This is a genomic window from Martinezella calliandrae, assembly GCF_030272695.1.
Taxonomy (GTDB): domain Bacteria; phylum Pseudomonadota; class Alphaproteobacteria; order Rhizobiales; family Rhizobiaceae; genus Rhizobium; species Rhizobium calliandrae.
In genome coordinates this window covers 27,329-42,757 of record NZ_JARFYN010000039.1, presented here as the reverse complement: position 1 = coordinate 42,757, position 15,429 = coordinate 27,329, and the positions used below count along the sequence as shown (strand labels likewise).

At 58.9% G+C, this 15,429-nt stretch carries 17 protein-coding genes, 1 other RNA gene and 1 pseudogene; 10 read left to right on the top strand and 9 right to left on the bottom strand.

Annotated elements, in window-relative coordinates; all coding sequences use genetic code 11:
• Nucleotides 1-161: 161 nt before the first annotated feature.
• Nucleotides 162-2,189, top strand: coding sequence for an ATP-binding protein (locus tag PY650_RS25010; RefSeq protein WP_285882287.1), 2,028 nt, complete (start codon nt 162-164; stop codon nt 2,187-2,189).
• 6 nt (nt 2,190-2,195) lie between these two features.
• On the opposite strand, the gene miaA is transcribed toward PY650_RS25010, so the two are convergent.
• Nucleotides 2,196-3,092, bottom strand: a complete 897-nt coding sequence (gene miaA, locus PY650_RS25005; RefSeq protein WP_285882286.1) for a tRNA (adenosine(37)-N6)-dimethylallyltransferase MiaA — start codon at nt 3,090-3,092, stop codon at nt 2,196-2,198.
• Here miaA and serB point away from each other — a divergent pair.
• The 3 genes from serB to PY650_RS24990 are packed head-to-tail and all read left to right on the top strand — an operon-like array spanning nt 3,091 to nt 5,156.
• The gene (gene serB / locus PY650_RS25000; protein ID WP_285882285.1) at nt 3,091-3,981 is read left to right on the top strand and encodes a phosphoserine phosphatase SerB; all 891 of its coding nucleotides are present in this window, start codon (nt 3,091-3,093) and stop codon (nt 3,979-3,981) included. The two genes, miaA and serB, sit on opposite strands and share 2 nt — an antisense overlap.
• A 36-nt stretch (nt 3,982-4,017) precedes the next feature.
• A complete protein-coding gene (locus PY650_RS24995; RefSeq protein WP_285882284.1) occupies nt 4,018-4,581 on the top strand; it encodes a GNAT family N-acetyltransferase in 564 nt (187 codons plus the stop codon).
• Nucleotides 4,578-5,156 (top strand): GNAT family N-acetyltransferase, encoded by a 579-nt coding sequence (locus PY650_RS24990; RefSeq protein ID WP_285882283.1) that lies wholly within the window; start codon nt 4,578-4,580, stop codon nt 5,154-5,156. Before PY650_RS24995 ends, PY650_RS24990 begins: the two co-directional genes overlap by 4 nt.
• A 6-nt stretch (nt 5,157-5,162) precedes the next feature.
• Here PY650_RS24990 and PY650_RS24985 read toward each other — a convergent pair whose 3' ends face one another.
• The 5 genes from PY650_RS24985 to thyA (PY650_RS24965) all read right to left on the bottom strand — a co-directional run bounded on the left by PY650_RS24985 (nt 5,163) and on the right by thyA (PY650_RS24965) (nt 10,516).
• A complete protein-coding gene (locus tag PY650_RS24985; protein WP_285882282.1) occupies nt 5,163-7,235 on the bottom strand; it encodes a DegQ family serine endoprotease in 2,073 nt (690 codons plus the stop codon).
• Nucleotides 7,236-7,429: 194 nt separating this feature from the next.
• Nucleotides 7,430-8,359 (bottom strand): protease modulator HflC, encoded by a 930-nt coding sequence (hflC, locus tag PY650_RS24980; RefSeq protein ID WP_285882281.1) that lies wholly within the window; start codon nt 8,357-8,359, stop codon nt 7,430-7,432.
• Nucleotides 8,359-9,492 (bottom strand): FtsH protease activity modulator HflK, encoded by a 1,134-nt coding sequence (hflK, locus tag PY650_RS24975; RefSeq protein WP_285882280.1) that lies wholly within the window; start codon nt 9,490-9,492, stop codon nt 8,359-8,361. The genes hflC and hflK overlap by 1 nt, the downstream gene beginning before the upstream one ends.
• A 161-nt stretch (nt 9,493-9,653) precedes the next feature.
• Nucleotides 9,654-10,172: a dihydrofolate reductase gene (locus PY650_RS24970; protein ID WP_285882279.1), complete on the bottom strand. Its 519-nt coding sequence runs from the start codon at nt 10,170-10,172 to the stop codon at nt 9,654-9,656.
• A gap of 8 nt (nt 10,173-10,180) precedes the next feature.
• Nucleotides 10,181-10,516, bottom strand: coding sequence for a thymidylate synthase (thyA, locus tag PY650_RS24965; protein WP_432761577.1), 336 nt, complete (start codon nt 10,514-10,516; stop codon nt 10,181-10,183).
• Nucleotides 10,517-10,995: 479 nt separating this feature from the next.
• Between thyA (PY650_RS24965) and PY650_RS24960 the strand changes: the two genes are divergently transcribed.
• Together PY650_RS24960 and PY650_RS24955 are read left to right on the top strand one after the other, a co-directional pair.
• On the top strand, nt 10,996-11,331 hold the full coding sequence (locus PY650_RS24960) for a type II toxin-antitoxin system PrlF family antitoxin (protein WP_285882278.1): 336 nt from the start codon (nt 10,996-10,998) through the stop codon (nt 11,329-11,331).
• Between the two features lies 1 nt (nt 11,332).
• Nucleotides 11,333-11,818: a type II toxin-antitoxin system YhaV family toxin gene (locus tag PY650_RS24955; protein ID WP_285882277.1), complete on the top strand. Its 486-nt coding sequence runs from the start codon at nt 11,333-11,335 to the stop codon at nt 11,816-11,818.
• Nucleotides 11,819-11,827: 9 nt separating this feature from the next.
• Here PY650_RS24955 and PY650_RS24950 read toward each other — a convergent pair whose 3' ends face one another.
• The 3 genes and pseudogenes from PY650_RS24950 to PY650_RS24940 all read right to left on the bottom strand — a co-directional run.
• The gene (locus tag PY650_RS24950) at nt 11,828-12,232 is read right to left on the bottom strand and encodes a hypothetical protein (RefSeq protein ID WP_285882276.1); all 405 of its coding nucleotides are present in this window, start codon (nt 12,230-12,232) and stop codon (nt 11,828-11,830) included.
• Between the two features lie 92 nt (nt 12,233-12,324).
• Nucleotides 12,325-13,257, bottom strand: a complete 933-nt coding sequence (gene thyA, locus PY650_RS24945) for a thymidylate synthase (RefSeq protein WP_285882275.1) — start codon at nt 13,255-13,257, stop codon at nt 12,325-12,327.
• 356 nt (nt 13,258-13,613) lie between these two features.
• Nucleotides 13,614-13,694, bottom strand: a pseudogene (locus tag PY650_RS24940) (thymidylate synthase); the annotation flags it as partial.
• Nucleotides 13,695-13,841: 147 nt separating this feature from the next.
• Here PY650_RS24940 and ssrA point away from each other — a divergent pair.
• The 4 genes from ssrA (at nt 13,842) to PY650_RS24920 (ending at nt 15,408) form a co-directional block, all read left to right on the top strand.
• Nucleotides 13,842-14,213: a transfer-messenger RNA gene (gene ssrA, locus PY650_RS24935) on the top strand.
• A 119-nt stretch (nt 14,214-14,332) separates the two neighbouring features.
• On the top strand, nt 14,333-14,839 hold the full coding sequence (locus PY650_RS24930) for an SspB family protein (protein WP_285882304.1): 507 nt from the start codon (nt 14,333-14,335) through the stop codon (nt 14,837-14,839).
• A 53-nt stretch (nt 14,840-14,892) separates the two neighbouring features.
• Nucleotides 14,893-15,087: a DUF4169 family protein gene (locus PY650_RS24925; RefSeq protein ID WP_285882274.1), complete on the top strand. Its 195-nt coding sequence runs from the start codon at nt 14,893-14,895 to the stop codon at nt 15,085-15,087.
• Nucleotides 15,088-15,195: 108 nt separating this feature from the next.
• The gene (locus PY650_RS24920) at nt 15,196-15,408 is read left to right on the top strand and encodes a ribbon-helix-helix domain-containing protein (RefSeq protein ID WP_285882273.1); all 213 of its coding nucleotides are present in this window, start codon (nt 15,196-15,198) and stop codon (nt 15,406-15,408) included.
• Nucleotides 15,409-15,429 lie beyond the last annotated feature (21 nt).

The window sequence follows — 15,429 nt, the reverse complement described above, 5'->3', positions numbered from 1 at the left end:
TTCATGGGGCGAAGTGATAGACAGAAAATTTCTAAGCGTCAACGCATTCCGCAATAAAAAATCGCGGCCTTTCTCGATCCCTTTAAAATCTTGAGCGGATCGAAAGGGTTTTATTAAGGCGCCCTCCTTATGCTTTGCCGTCTAACGCTGGGAGTAGCCGTTTGCTCAACAAAGATTTGCAGACGTCCGGCAAAGCTGGGGACCTTGATCGTCGTGACAATCTGAAGCCGGGAAATCGCTTCCTCGGCCGTGTTGTTGCATGCAGCGGTTCCAGGGCAACCATCGCAGCGGTCGCCGAGGACGGCGCCACGGACCTGACCGAGCTTTGGTCGGTGGGCAAACTGATCTCGATCAGCGTTGGGGTCAATCGCGTTGCCGCGCTCGTCTACGCCATGAACACCGGCAACACCGGCTGGGGCGAAGGTCAGGACAATCTCTTCCGCATCGAAGTGGAATTGCTGGGCGAAGTCCGGGTCGGACCAAATGGCCGCGAGGAATTTTCGAGCGGCATCTCCACCTACCCCTATCTTGGCGCCATCGCTCACCGCATCCGCGCCACCGACCTCATGCGTATTTTCGATGCCGGCAAGGACAGTAGCTGCGTCGTAGGAAAGTTGACGCAGGACGAGAGCATCGACGCCGCCATCCATATCCCTTCGATGCTGGCAAAGCATTTCGCCGTGGTCGGCTCGACCGGCGTCGGCAAATCGACTGCCGTCTCGTTGCTGTTGCATAAGGCGATCGTTTCCGATCCCAAATTGCGCGTGCTGATCCTCGACCCGCATAATGAGTTCGCCGCCGCCTTTCCCAAGCATTCCGTCGTCGTCGATACCGATACGCTCGACCTGCCCTTCTGGCTGATGCGGCTCGACGAGTTTGCCGAGGTCGTCTTCCGCGGCCGGCCGCCGATCCCCGACGAACTGGACATGCTGCGTGACATCATTCCGGAGGCAAAACGCGCCTTTCGCGGCAGCGACTCGCCGCTGACGCGCCGTCAGTCGGAAAAGAGCTCGCTAACGGCTGATACGCCGGTTCCCTACCGCATGGCCGACCTGCTGGCGCTGATCGACGAGCGTATCGGCCGGCTCGAAGGGCGGCAGGAAAAGCCGCATCTGCGGTCGTTGAAGATGCGCGTCATCTCGGCGATCAACGATCCGCGTTATCATTTCATGTTCTCAAACAACACGATCAGCGACACGATCATGGAGACGATCGCGCAGATCTTCCGTATTCCCGGCGACGACAAACCGATATGTACTTTCCAGCTCGCCGGCATCCCTTCCGAAGTCGTCAATTCCGTCGCCTCCGTGCTTTGCCGCATGGCCTTTGAACTGGCGCTCTGGAGCGAAGGCGCGATCCATATGCTCGTCGTCTGCGAGGAGGCGCACCGTTATATCCCCGCTGACCCGACCCTCGGCTTCTTTCCGACCCGGCAGGCGATTGCCCGCATCGCCAAAGAGGGCCGCAAATATGGCGTGTCGCTTGGGATCATCACGCAGCGTCCGGGCGAACTCGACCAGACGATCCTGTCGCAATGCTCGACGGTGTTCGCCATGCGCCTTGCCAACGATCGCGACCAGGACATCATCCGTTCAGCAATTCCGAATTCTTCGATTTCCACGACGAGCTTCCTGTCGTCGATCGGCAACGGCGAAGCCATTGCCTTCGGCGAAGCCATCGCAGTCCCCATGCGCATGCGCTTTTCCCGTGTCGAAGAGCACCTGTTGCCGAAGGCCAGCGGCAGCATCACGAAAACGAGCGAGGAATCACCCGATACTGTGGACCTGCGTACCATCGTCAGCCGCATGCGCTCGGCCTCGGGGCCAGATATCTCTGCCTTCCAGCAGAGCTACACGGCCTCGAGTAGCGCAGTGATCGATATGGACGAGGATTTTGGCGACGATGATCCCGGGCAGCCTGCGCCCGCGCCACAACCCGCAAGCTCTGCCAATCAGCCGATGGAGCCCTATCGGCCCGACATGCTGCCTCGCGCCCCAGCGCCGGCTTCGGCGTTCGGCACGGCTCCCCAGACATCCATCGATAGCCGGCTTGCCGAGTTGCGTCGCGACTTCCGTGATAATGATGGTTCGGTGAAAGAGGTTTCACCTTCCGTGCGGCGCGAACCCAGCTTGTCGGTGCGCGACAGCATCCTGAAGAAACCGCTGAGCAGCCTTTACAACAAGGATTGACGCTGGCTACGGGCTGATGCGCTCCCAGCTCTCGTCCATCTGGTTGCGAAACCAGGTCATCTGCCGTTTGGCGTATTGCCGCGTCGCGGCAGCACCGGTTTCAAGAACCTCTTTGCGCGTCATCTGCCCCCGCAGCATTGCGGCAATTTGCGATACCCCGATCGCCCTCATGACCGGCATCTCTTCCGGCAATTTCAACGCCAGCAGAGCCCGCACTTCATCTTCGGCGCCGTTCGCGAGCATCTTCTCGAAACGGCCATTGATGCGCTGATGCAAAGCGGCGCGATCGGGAAGCACGACGATCTTTTGAGCTCGATGCGCTTCGACGACAACGGGTCCGGTCTTGCCCTGAAAAGCGGCTATGGATTGTCCCGTGGCTTCAATCACTTCCAGCGCGCGCACGATACGCTGGCCATCCTGAAAATTGAGGCTTTCCGCCACGGCGGGATCGCGAACGACGAGCTCCCGATGCAACGCCTCGGCGCCCTCTATCAACAGCCGCCTCCGCAAATGGTTGCGGACCTCCGGCGGGATGCCAGGCATGTCGGAAAGTCCACCGGTCAAAGCCTTGAAATAGAGGCCGGTCCCCCCGACAAAAACAGGCATTCGCCCTTCGCTGCCCAATTGCGCCACCAACGCTGCCGCCTCGCGCAGCCATGCCCCGGTGGAATAGGCTTGCCCTGCCGGCACGTGGCCGTAAAGATGATGTGGTATGCCCTGCATATCTTCTTGCGATGGCCGGGCCGTTAGCACGCGCAACGTGTCGTAGACCTGCATGCTATCGGCGTTGACGACGACGCCGCCATGCTCGCGCGCCAATTCCACCGCAAGCGCGGACTTGCCGCTGGCGGTCGGCCCGGTTATCAGGATCGCGTCGATGTCGCTTATAGGATTTCCGATCATGGCCTTCGTTGCCACGCTTATTGCCAATCCGTCAAACCCTGTTCTCGTTCCGGCGATCGCCGAGCAAGCGGCAGATGTCGTCAAGGCGTTGGGACTCTACTGGCTGGCCGACGGCATCGCCTGCGATATCGCATTGCGCGACGGCGCCGACCTTGAGGCGGCGGAGGCCAATATTCTGGCGGTCATTGCCGGTGCCCCGATCGATCTCGTCATCCAGGAGGCGCAAACGCGTCGAAAGAAACTCCTGATCGCCGACATGGATTCCACCATGATCGGCCAGGAATGCATCGACGAACTGGCGGCAGAAGTTGGACTGAAGGAGAAGGTCGCCGACATCACCGCCCGCGCGATGAACGGTGAAATCTCTTTCGAGCCCGCTTTGCGCGAGCGCGTCGCGCTATTAAAGGGCTTGCCGATCGCCGTTGTCGACGACGTCATCGCCAAACGCATCACTCTGACCCCCGGCGGCCCAGAACTGATCGCCACCATGAAAGCCAAGGGCTACTACACCGCCCTCGTCTCCGGCGGCTTCACTGTCTTTACGAGCCGCATCGCAGCCACGCTGGATATCGATGAGAATCGCGCCAACATCCTGCTGGAAGAAAACGGCATCCTGACCGGCCTTGTCGCCGAACCTATCCTCGGCAAGCAGGCCAAGGTCGATGCGCTCAGCGACATCGCGCAAAAGCTCGGCATCTCCACCGACGACGCCATTGCCGTTGGCGATGGCGCCAACGATCTCGGCATGCTTCAACTCGCGGGCTCCGGAGTGGCCCTGCATGCCAAACCAACCGTATCGGCTCAGGCCAAGATGCGCATCGACCATGGCGACCTGACCGCGCTGCTTTACATCCAGGGCTATCGGAAGACGGATTTCATTAGAGCGTAGCATCGACGGATAAACGAAGGCGATTGGATGTCATCAATGATCATTGCCGAAACCGAACGTCTGGTCATCCGCAACTGGCGCGACGAAGATCGTGATCTCGTCTTCGAGATCAATTCCGACGATGCTGTCATGAAGTTCTTTCCCTTTCGCCGCAATCGGGCGGAAGCGGATGCGTTTTTCGATCGGGTCCAATCCATGATCGCCGAGACCGGGCTTGGGTTCTATGGGTTGGAACTCAGAGGCAGTGGCGAGGCCATCGGTTTTTGCGGGCTGGCACGGACGGATCATTTGGAACCGTTCGTACCGGCAGGCACCATCGAGATCGGCTGGCGGCTGGCGGCGCGCTACTGGGGCAAGGGGCTGGTGAGCGAGGCGGCGCGGGCACTTCTTGCCTACGGTTTCGAAACGCTCGATCTTGATCAGATCGTTTCCTTCGCGGTTCACAACAACTTCCGATCGACGGCGGTAATGGAGAGGATCGGTATGCATCGGGTCGACGGCGGGGATTTCGATCATCCGGGCGTCCCCGACACCTTCCCTCACCTGCGCCGCCACGTGCTCTACCGGCTGTCCGCAGCCGAGTGGCGCGCCCAGCAATGACGATCATCGAGACGCCGCGATTGATCCTGCGCCCATGCCAGGAGAGCGATCGCGATCTCTTCTATGAACTCAGTTCCGATCCAATCGTCCTCAAGTTCTTTCCTTTTCGCCGCAGCCGCGAAGATGCCGATGCCGCCTTCGACATCATCATTGGAATGACACCGGAGGACGGTTTCGATCTTCTTGTGCTGGTCTTGAAACAGAGCGGTCAGCCAATCGGTTTTTCCGGACTTTCGAAGCCGAAGTTGGAACCGTTCCTGCCCCCGGATGCCGTCGAAATCGGCTGGCGACTTTCGGCCCGCCATTGGCGCCAGGGCTATGCCAGCGAGGCGGGCGCCGCCTTGTTGCGCCACGGTTTCGGGGCGCTGGAGCTCAATGAAATCGTGTCCATCGCCGTTGACGACAACGATCGTGCCCTGGCTGTCATGCAAAGGATCGGCATGCGCCACGATCCGACCGGAGATTTCGATCATCCGGATATACCTGCCACTCATCCGCAGCTAAGTCGCCATTCGCTCTACCGCCTGAGCGCCGCCGAATGGCGCCGGCAGGAGGTCCAAACCGGCAAGGTTTGAAGCGGTTTATTCCAACGCTACCGCGATGAAACGCAGATCTCCGTTCGGAGAGGCGATCATCATCTGCGCGTTGCGGCGACCCTCCCGCTTCAGGGATGCAACCTTTTCCGCGGCCGCAGTCGGCGTCTGCACGAATTCCTGCGCCACTTCGACGACGACTTCACCGGGCTTCAGCCCCTTGTCCGCCGCGGCCGAACCGGGCGCGACCTGTGTGATCACCACACCGTCGACGCTGTCGGCAATGCCGAAGCTCTTGCGGTTTTCGGCGTTCAGCGTCGCGAGTTTCATGCCGAGCACGTCTTTGCTGGCCTGCGGCTGCGGCGCTTGCTGTTGCTGATCGTCATCGGGCTCCTGCTGGCCGTCCGCTCCGTCGTCGTTGCCGTCACCGTCATCGGGATTGATGACGCCGTCGCTGCCGCCATTGTTGCCACTATCGTTGTCGTTGGGCGCGAGCTGCGGCGGCTTGTCGCCGCCGTTCTTACCACCCTGATTGTTGTTCCCGCCGCTCGCTGCGGCAGCCTGATCACTATTCTCGAGCCGACCAAGCGTGACCTTGACGGTCTGCTGCTTGCCGTCGCGCATGATGACGACGTCGACTTCCTTGCCGACAGGGCTCTCCGCCACGACGCGCGGCAGGTCGCGCATTTCGTCGACGTCCTTGCCATCGAATTTCAAGATGACGTCGCCAGCCCTGATCGAACCATTATCCACCGGCCCGCCCTTGATGACGCCGGCCACCAACGCGCCCTTGGCGCTATCGAGGCCGAGGCTGTTGGCAACATCGTCACTTACCGGCTGGATACGTACGCCGAGCCAGCCTCGACGGGTTTCGCCGAAGTCCATGAGCTGCTTGACGACGCCTTCCGCCAATTCTGATGGCACCGCGAAGCCGATGCCGATGGAGCCGCCGCTCGGCGATATGATCGCGGTGTTAATGCCGATCACCTCGCCCTTCATGTTGAAGAGTGGTCCGCCCGAATTGCCCTTATTGATCGCCGCGTCGGTCTGGATGAAATTGTCATAGGGACCGGCATTGATGTTGCGGCCACGGGCCGAGACGATGCCGACCGTTACCGAGCCGCCCAAGCCGAAGGGATTGCCGATTGCCATGACCCAATCGCCGATGCGCATTCTGGACGAATCGCCGAATTTCACCGCGATCAGCGGATGCTTCGGCTCCACTTTGAGCACGGAAAGGTCGGTCTTGGTGTCGGTGCCGATCAGCCTTGCCTTGAGCTTGGTGCCGTTCGGGAAGATCGCCTCGATATCGTCGGCACCTTCGATGACGTGGTTGTTGGTAACGATATAGCCGGATGGATCGATGACGAAACCGGAACCGAGGGAGCTGACCTTGCGGTTGCTGTTGTCGTTGTTACGGTTCTTGAAGAAGTCGTTAAAGAATTCCTGGAATGGCGAATTGTCCGGCACCTTGGGCGCAGCCGGGCCATCGCCCTCATCCTTGACCTTTTGCGAGGTGGAAATGTTGACCACCGCATCCAGCAGACCAGATGCCAGATCGGCAACCGAGGCCGGACCGGCATTCATTGCCGGATTGCCAGTGGTCGGCGGCGTCGGGTAATTGGGCGCCACGTATGGATTCTGGTTCGTGGCCGTAGAGCCGCCCATCGGCGCCTGAGCCGGATTGGTCGCTGTGGCCGGCGTCTGACTATTGGGAGCCGCGGGCGCCGGCGTGCCTGGCTGGGTATTGCTGTTCGGTGCACCCGTGGCGGCAGCCTGACCCGTTCCGCCAGCCGTTGCCGGTGCGGTCGTTGCGGGGTTGGCGGGCGGCGCTTGTGTCCCCGTCGCCGCTTCGCCGTTCGGGGCAGCAGCCGAACCGACCGCCGGTGCAGGTGTGGCGGCCAAACCGGTCGCAGGCGCGACCGTCGAGGTATTCGTATCGGCCGGAAGCTGCGTGCCTGTCGTTGCGCCGCCATTCGGCGCCGGCGTGTCGGTGGAAGGCGTCTGCGTCGCCTGCGCATACGCCCGGTCGATACCGGCTAGCGTCGGACCGGCAATCAGCGCCACACTGGCCAGGAGAGCGAACGAACGTCTGAAAGGCGGGCGATTGGTCGAGGCCATCAGGCATCCTCATCGAGAAAGTAAATTGTATAAGCATCAACATAAGGCGGAATGATGAAGCGCGAAATCACCTTTTTGGGAAATCCCCGCGCGTCTGGCCGGCCTTAGGGATTACATTGAAAATGACGCGGGGCATCATGAAAACAAGAGGCCGCCGACTGGCAGCCCCTTGGATTTCCGCGGTTTGCCGCGTGTCAATTCGCCGGTTTCGCCGTCGATGGCGCAGCCGGCGCCGGAGGCCAGCCAGTGGCGCTCTCGAAATATTTGAAGAATTCCGACTGGTTCGGCGGCAGGACCAGCGTCTTGCCGCCCGAGGCGAGCGACGCGCGATAGGCGGCCATCGAGCGATAGAATTCGTAGAAGCTCGGATCGCGCGAGGACGCATCGGCGAAGATGCGGTTGCGCTCGGCTTCACCCTGACCACGCAGGATTTCCGAATCCTTCTGAGCATCCGCGATGATCTCGACCACCTGGCGGTCGGCGATGGCGCGGCGACGCTGACCTTCTTCGTTACCGCGCGCGCGGATGAGCTCCGCCTCTGCCAAACGCTCGGCTTTCATGCGGTCGAAGGTCTGCTGCGACACTTCCTGGGTGAGATCGGTGCGTCGAATGCGAACGTCCTCGATATTGAGGCCGAGGGACTCTGCATCGCGATGCAGATCGTCGCGCACCTCCGTCATCATCGAGGCGCGCTCGTTCGACAGCGCGGCTTCGAAACCTCGCAGGCCGTATACCCGGCGCAACGATGCATCGAGGCGCGTCCTGAGGCGCGCTTCCGCTGAATCGCGATCGCCCGATACTGTCTCGCGGAACTTGCGGGCATTGGTGATCCTGTAGACGACGAAAGCATCGACCTCATAGAACTTGCCGCCCGAAACCTGAACGCGGATATTGTCCAGATCGAAGCGCAGCGCCTGATCCTGGATATATTGCACCCGATCGGCATCCATGAAGGCGAAGGGCAGCTTGAAGTAGAGACCGGGCTCGGTCTTGACGGCGCGTATCTGGCCGAACCGCAGAACAATCGCCTGTTCGCGGGCGCTGACCACGAAGACCGAGGAATAAACGATCAGCAGCAGCACCGCGAGCGCGATGAGAATGGCTGGCAAACGGCTGGATGACATTATTTGACCTCCGGCTGAACTGCGGTCGCAGGCTTGTCGGACAGTCCGCCCGTCTGGGTCGTGGACTGCTTGCCGAGGTCATTCAACGGCAGATACGGCACGACACCCTGCTTGTTATCGATGATGATGCTGTTCGAATTGCCGATAACCGACTCCATGGTTTCCAGGAATAGGCGCTTGCGGGTCACTTCCGGCGCCTTGACGTATTCGTCGAAGATCGAAATGAAGCGTTGCGCCTCGCCCTGAGCCTCTTTTACGACACGGCCCTTGTAGGCAGCCGCGTCTTCGCGGATTTGCGCCGCGCGACCACGGGCCTGGCCAAGCTTTTGATTGGCGTATTGATTGGCCTCTTGCACCTGCTGGTCTTCATTCTGCTCGGCGCGCTGCACCTCGTCGAAGGCATCGGCCACTTCGCGCGGCGGCGACACATCCTCGATCGGCACGGCATTGATGGAAATGCCCGAGCCGTAGCGGTCCATCGTATCCTGAATGATGTTCCTGACCTCGATCGCGATTTCCTGGCGATTGTCGCGATAGATATCCTGCGCCGGACGGCGGCCAACGACTTCGCGCATGGCGCTTTCGGCGACCTGCTGCAGCGTCTCGTCGGGAGTTTCAAGGTTGAAGAGGTAGGATTGCGGATTGGTGATGGTGTAGAGCACCGAGAACTGTACGTTGACGATGTTCTGATCGCCCGTCAGCATAAGGCCGGCATTCGAGCTCGAGCTCGAACGGCCGCCGATATTGCGCTGCTGTTCGGTAACCTTGACGATCTCGACGCGATCCATCGGCCAGAAATGGAAATGCAGGCCAGGCATGGACACGTCGGCGCGTGGGCGGCCAAAACGGGATTCAACGCCACGCTCGTCCGGCTGAACCGTATAGAGACACTGGATAAGCCAAAAAATGCCAATGACCGCCGCAACGATGACAAAGGCGCCGCCATTGAAGCCGCCCGGCACCAGTCGCTTCAGCCGGTCCTGACCACGACGAATGATATCCTCAAGATCCGGCGGTCCACCGCTGCCGCTTCCGCGCGATCGGTTCGGTCCCTGCCCCCAAGGCCCCTGATTATTTCCGCCGCCACCGCCGCCCCATGGGCCGCCGCCGCCATTCTGATTGCTCCAGGGCATCAAAACCTCTTTGTCTATGGACTCCCAGTATCGCGCAGACTTTGAAATTCGCAGGCGGCGGCGATTGTCTCCCGTTATAGGTATCGGCGCATCTGCTTTCAACGCAACTTCAGGAAGTTCGTCGGATTTATTGGAAAATAGTTGATTTTTGCGCGCAGCTTTTATGCTCTTCGCCTGAAATAGCGGACGAAACGCGTCGGATAATTGTCCTTTTCGCCTGCCGGCACGGCAAGCTCGCTTTCGATCTGCCAGAGCGCCGGGTCGATCGCCGGGAAGGATGTGTCGCCATCCACCTCTGCTTCCACATGCGTGATCGAAAGCCGATCGGCAAGGCTGATCGCCTGCCGATAGATCTCGCCGCCACCGATGACGCAGATCTCATCGACACCGCTCTCTTCAGCGAGCCGGCCCGCGACATCGATGGCTTCTTTGAGCGAATGCGCCGTCTCGACGCCTTCGGCGGCAAAACCGGGATCGCGGCTGATCACCACGTTTGGCCGGCCTGGAAGCGGCTTACCGATGGATTGAAACGTCTTGCGCCCCATGATGACGGGCTTGCCGAGCGTCATGGCCTTGAACCGCTTGAGATCGGACGACAGCCGCCACGGCATATCCCCGTCCCGGCCGATGATGCCGTTGCGCGAGACGGCGACGAGAATGGTTTTTAAAGGTTCGGCCATTTTCCCCCTCAGACGGCGATCGGCGCCTTGATATGCGCGTCCGCCTCATATCCTTCCAAAGTGAAATCCTCGAACTTGAAATCGAAGATGTTCTTCACTGCCGGATTAAGACGCATCGTCGGCAATTTCTTCGGGGTGCGGGTCAGCTGCAGCCTGACCTGCTCGAAATGGTCGGAATAAATATGCCTATCACCCAGCGTATGCACGAAAGAGCCTGGCTTTAGCCCCGTCACCTGCGCCACCATCAATGTCAACAATGCGTAGGAGGCGATGTTGCACGGTTTTCCGACATCGCTAGTTTTCTCAAATATTCGGTACACTGTAGAGCCGTGGTGCTGCAGAATCTAAGGATAGGTAATAGTCGCACAGAAACGAAGATGGAGTCTACGTCTCTATCACGCACTCCGGTGCCTCTCGCCAGTCGACAACTCTTCTTCATAAGAAGCACGCGCGCCGATCGCCCTCAGGCGATCGAACAGCGCGCATTCCGCTTAGAAGACATGGCCGAGGAGCGGAGCCCAACTTCGCAGCGGACGAGATCTTGTCGACCACAGCGATATTGGCAATCAATCACTCTGGTCGTTCGTCATCATAGGATCCGGCGACAAAGTTGGCGCGAATGCCCCAGCCTTCCGTCCCACTAGGTGCGAGGAAAATCACCCCGCACTTGCCGTAGTGGCGGAACAGTTTCTCAACGCTTGCGATGCCGGCTGCACCCCTCTGGGTAGGCTTGGAGGTAGTGCGTATGGAGGTCGTCGGCGGCGGTTGACATGGTAAGGGATATTCCTTACATTCTGCTCGAGTGATTTTATGGAGGCTCGTCATGGGAGCGCTACTGAAAGAACATAGCACCATCACCGCCAAGGGACAGACCACCGTACCGAAGTCCGTTCGGCAGGCGTTGGATGTTGACTATGGCGGGCGCATTACCTTTTTCGTTGATGAGCAGCGTCGTGTGTATATCCAGAAGGCCGAGGTTGAAGAAACCGCCGATCCCGTGATCGACCGTTTTCTTGAATTTCTCGCGAGGGATATGGCCAAGCATCCCGAGAAGTCCGTCCGACCCTTTCCGAAGTCCTTGCTTGACCGGGCAATTGCCCTCACTGCAGGCATGACGGTCGATCTCGATGCCGAGATCAAGGGGGACGTCTCGATCTGACATGCTGACGATCGATGGCTGGACCGTCCTCTCACACCCTCTTTTTCTCGATCAGTGGGAAAGGCTGATCGAGACGGTCGAGGCGCTCAAGACGAAGAAACCGGAGGACTATCAAAAATCCGCCGACGCCAAGCTGCTCGCGGCCTTGGTCCAGCTCGTCACCGTCACGGTCCCGTCAGACCCGACAGCAGCGATCTATCGCCAAGGCACCACCCTTGGCGATGATCGCAAGCACTGGTTTCGCGCTAAGTTTGGCAACGGCCGTTTCCGGCTCATCTTCCGCTATAGCAGCGCCAGCAAGATCGTCATCTTCGCTTGGGTAAACGACGAGAACAGCTTGCGGACTTACGGCTCCAAAACCGACGCCTACAAAGTCTTCAAGGGGATGCTTGACAACGGCAACCCGCCTGACGACTGGGACGCGCTGCACAAGCAGGCTTCTGACCCTAAAGCTGTTGCACGACTGGCAAAAACTTCTCACTCCTGATCGTGACGGCTAATCTTTGAGAAGGTGTCCTTCGCGCCGTGCTCTCCGCCGCGCTGGAATCACGCATGGAACATGCGGCGCAAGCGCCGCCTTCGTGACACCGAGCCGAGCAGCATAGTGGGTCCGGTCTACCTTGCCTCCTCGGCTGAACTTTAGCGTTCCATTGGCGTGATCCTGCGAACGCAGTGCGATCAGTAGTTTCTTCGTCTTCCATCGCCCACTTTTCTCTTCGTACTCAAGGAAGAGGTTCTTGTAGTATTGCGTGTTGCTGCATCCAGCGTGGCGCCCATAGTGTCGCCTGTTGATGAAACCGGCTCTGGAAAACACCAGGCAGTTGCTCTTGAAATCCTGCTCCAGCATGCTGCGCAGCTTCTCCTCCGCAGACATCCCGGGCGACATGATTTGTTCGAGCACGGCAAGGATCCGCGCGCACCGAAGGGTTCGGCGTCGCTTATGCGACGCTCGCTATGCAGTCAAGTTCAGCCAGATCGACTTATGTAACTTCGCTAGACCGCGACAGGAGCTTCGATCGCCGGATGCGGATCATATCCCGTCACCTCGAAATCCTCGATTTTGTAGCCATCGATGCTGTCCGGCCGTCGCAGAAGACGGAGCTTCGGGAACGGTCTAGGCTCACGCTTCAAGATCGTCTCCGCAAGCTCGAGATGGTTGAGATACAGATGCACGTCGCCACCGACCCAAATGAGTTCGTTCGGAACCATGTCAACTTGCTGTGCCACCATCGCCAGCAGGGCGGCCTGCTGGCAGACGTTAAATGGATTTCCAAGACCCAAATCGTTGCTCCTAGTTCCGACCATAAGCGAAAGCTTCGGGCGGAGTGGTTCGCCCTGAGCTGTCTCCGACCCCATTCCGCTTACAAAGAACTGGTAGAAGTTGTGACACGGATTCAATGCCATGAGGTCGAGATCTGCGACGTTCCATGCGTGGAACAGCATTCTCCGGCTCGTCGGGTTCGTGCGAAGCGTTTCGATCACGGTCGCGATCTGGTCGTATTCGCGCCCATCTGGTCCGACCCAACGCCGCCACTGCTTCCCGTAGATAGGACCAAGGTCACCCCACTCGAGCGCGAACTGCTCGTCCTCGACAATGCGGGCCTCGAAATCTTCCTGGGAGATCTGCTGACCCGTGGCCTTGCGGTACTTGTCCAGAGGCCAATCGGTCCAGATCCGGACGTTCTCCTGCAAGAGAGACCTGAGGTTCGTCTGGCCAGTGAGGAACCAAAGCATCTCCTTCACCGCCGTCTTCCAAAACACGCGCTTGGTGGTGTAGACCGGGAATGTGCCATCCGACATGTCGAACCGCATCATTGCGCCGAACGAGGCCAGGGTCCCAACGCCTGTTCGATCGATACGTTTATCGCCTTTGGTGAGCACGTTCTCGACGATATCGAGATACTGATATTCGGGATGTCGGGCCATGAATCCTACCTTGAGTTCCGTGCGCAATCGTGACGTCCAAGAACGGGCAAAACAACCGGTCTGGGATTGAAAAGCACGACATATTCGCAACTTTTGATCTTACTACGTATTTTTACGCACCCGATGATTGGGACGATATCGACGAAAAACTCCTCATCGGCACGGGGATTTCTCGACCAATCCGTGAGCGGCGATATGGTTTCGACTTCGTATCGAGAGAACGTGAGTACGGGTACGCTTATCGTGCCGGCAAACGACGTTGCGGCCTCAACACTGAAGCTAGTGACCGATGGGACCGGTACACTACGGTCCTCGTCAATGAATCCTGGAGTTACAATGGCTTACGGTCGAAGATAGCGCGTGCCTTTGCCGGTGCGATCGCCGCGGTCGATGCCGTTGTCCATCACATGCTTCAAAAGATCCAGATATTGCTTCATCGCACCGCCACCGATTCCATTTCCCCTCAATTTAATGGCAAGTCGGCGCGAAACCAACCACGGGCAAAGCTTGATCCCTGCAATTCTCGCGCCCGGCGGGCGGCTATCGCTGCAAACGGAGGCTCAAGCAAAGCATTTATGACAAATCCCCTTCCCTTCGCCTGAGGAAAACACTATATCAGCCTTGCCGGTCTTCGGGCCGGCTATGGCGATAAACGAGCGGTGTAATAAACCTATTGGACCCGGGGGCGGTACCCGGCGCCTCCACCAAAAACCGACCGGGCCAAACTGGCTAAAGACCGGCTTTTGATGGGGGCGAAACAGGATCGACAAGGGTGTAAAGATCGACTTTTCGCTCGGCATTGTACCACCGTTATCGGGCTAAAATTGTAGTTGCAAACGACAACTATGCGGAAGCTCGTCTCGCTGCTTAATCGCAGTGTGGCACTTCAAATAAAGTCCTAAGGGGTCGCACTCTTAGGCGGGGTTCGAAGGCACCTGGCAACAGAAGCCTTCACCTTCTCCCTCTCTTCGATATTATGTATGATCAGGTCATGACTCGCGCGCGGGGGTTTCCCGTCGGCGCACGGCGTGGCATAAGCCTTAGAAAAAACATGGCCAACGAAAGACAGGAAAGTATGGGGCAGGATCATATCCGCTACGACATTTTGGCACAGGACGCCCTGCGTGGGGTCATCCGCAAGGTGTTGACTGAAGTCGGCGCCACCGGCCGTCTGCCGGGTGACCATCATTTCTTCATCACCTTTCTGACAGGTGCGGCCGGCGTACGCATTTCCCAGCACCTGAAGTCGAAATATCCGGAGCAGATGACCATCGTCATCCAGCATCAATTCTGGGATCTGAAGGTCACCGAGAGCCAGTTCGAAATCGGCCTTTCCTTCTCCGACGTACCGGAAAAGCTGGTCATCCCGTTCAATGCGATCCGGGGCTTCTACGATCCATCCGTGAATTTCGAGCTGGAATTCGATGTACCGCTCGCCGACGACGAGGAAATTCCATCCGGCGAAATCACCGCCTATCCGGTGACGGCCGAGAACGGCGAAGAGCCCGCGTCCGCCAAGGACGGCGAAGAGAAGAAGCCGGGATCGGTCGTCTCCCTCGATGCATTCCGCAAGAAGCAATAGCATTCGGGAAGCGTAAGCTTCCCCTTTCGCATCGACAGTCGGGGGAAACATCGATGAGCGCCGAGATCGTCAACCTACGCCAGTTCCGCAAAAAGCAGGTTCGCTCTGAAAAAGAAAAGCAGGCGGAACAGAATCGCATTACCTTCGGCCGCACCAAGGCGGAGAAGCACCTGACCAAGGCGCTCAACGACAAGGCCGAGAAAGCGCATGAGGCGGGCCGCATCGAACCGTCCAAGACAGACGATTGAATTGCCGAACTAAGATCGAAATCCCCCTGAAATCAGCCAGTTATTCCAGCATTTTGAATCATTCCTAGAATTACCTCTCCTGTTTCCGAACTTTTGATCGATCCGCCGATGATCCGAAAACATTCCGCGACGCTCCACGGCCACCGCACGAGCTTTTCCCTTGAAGACGCCTTCTGGACCGAACTGAAGGCGATCGCCAATGCGCGTGGGACGTCGCTTGCGGCGTTGATCTCCGAAATCGACGACGGGCGCGATCCGGCGAGCAACCTTTCCTCGGCGCTTCGGCTCCATGTGCTGAAATGGCTGAAGGATCGCGGCTAAATCAGAACGAACGCGATCGAT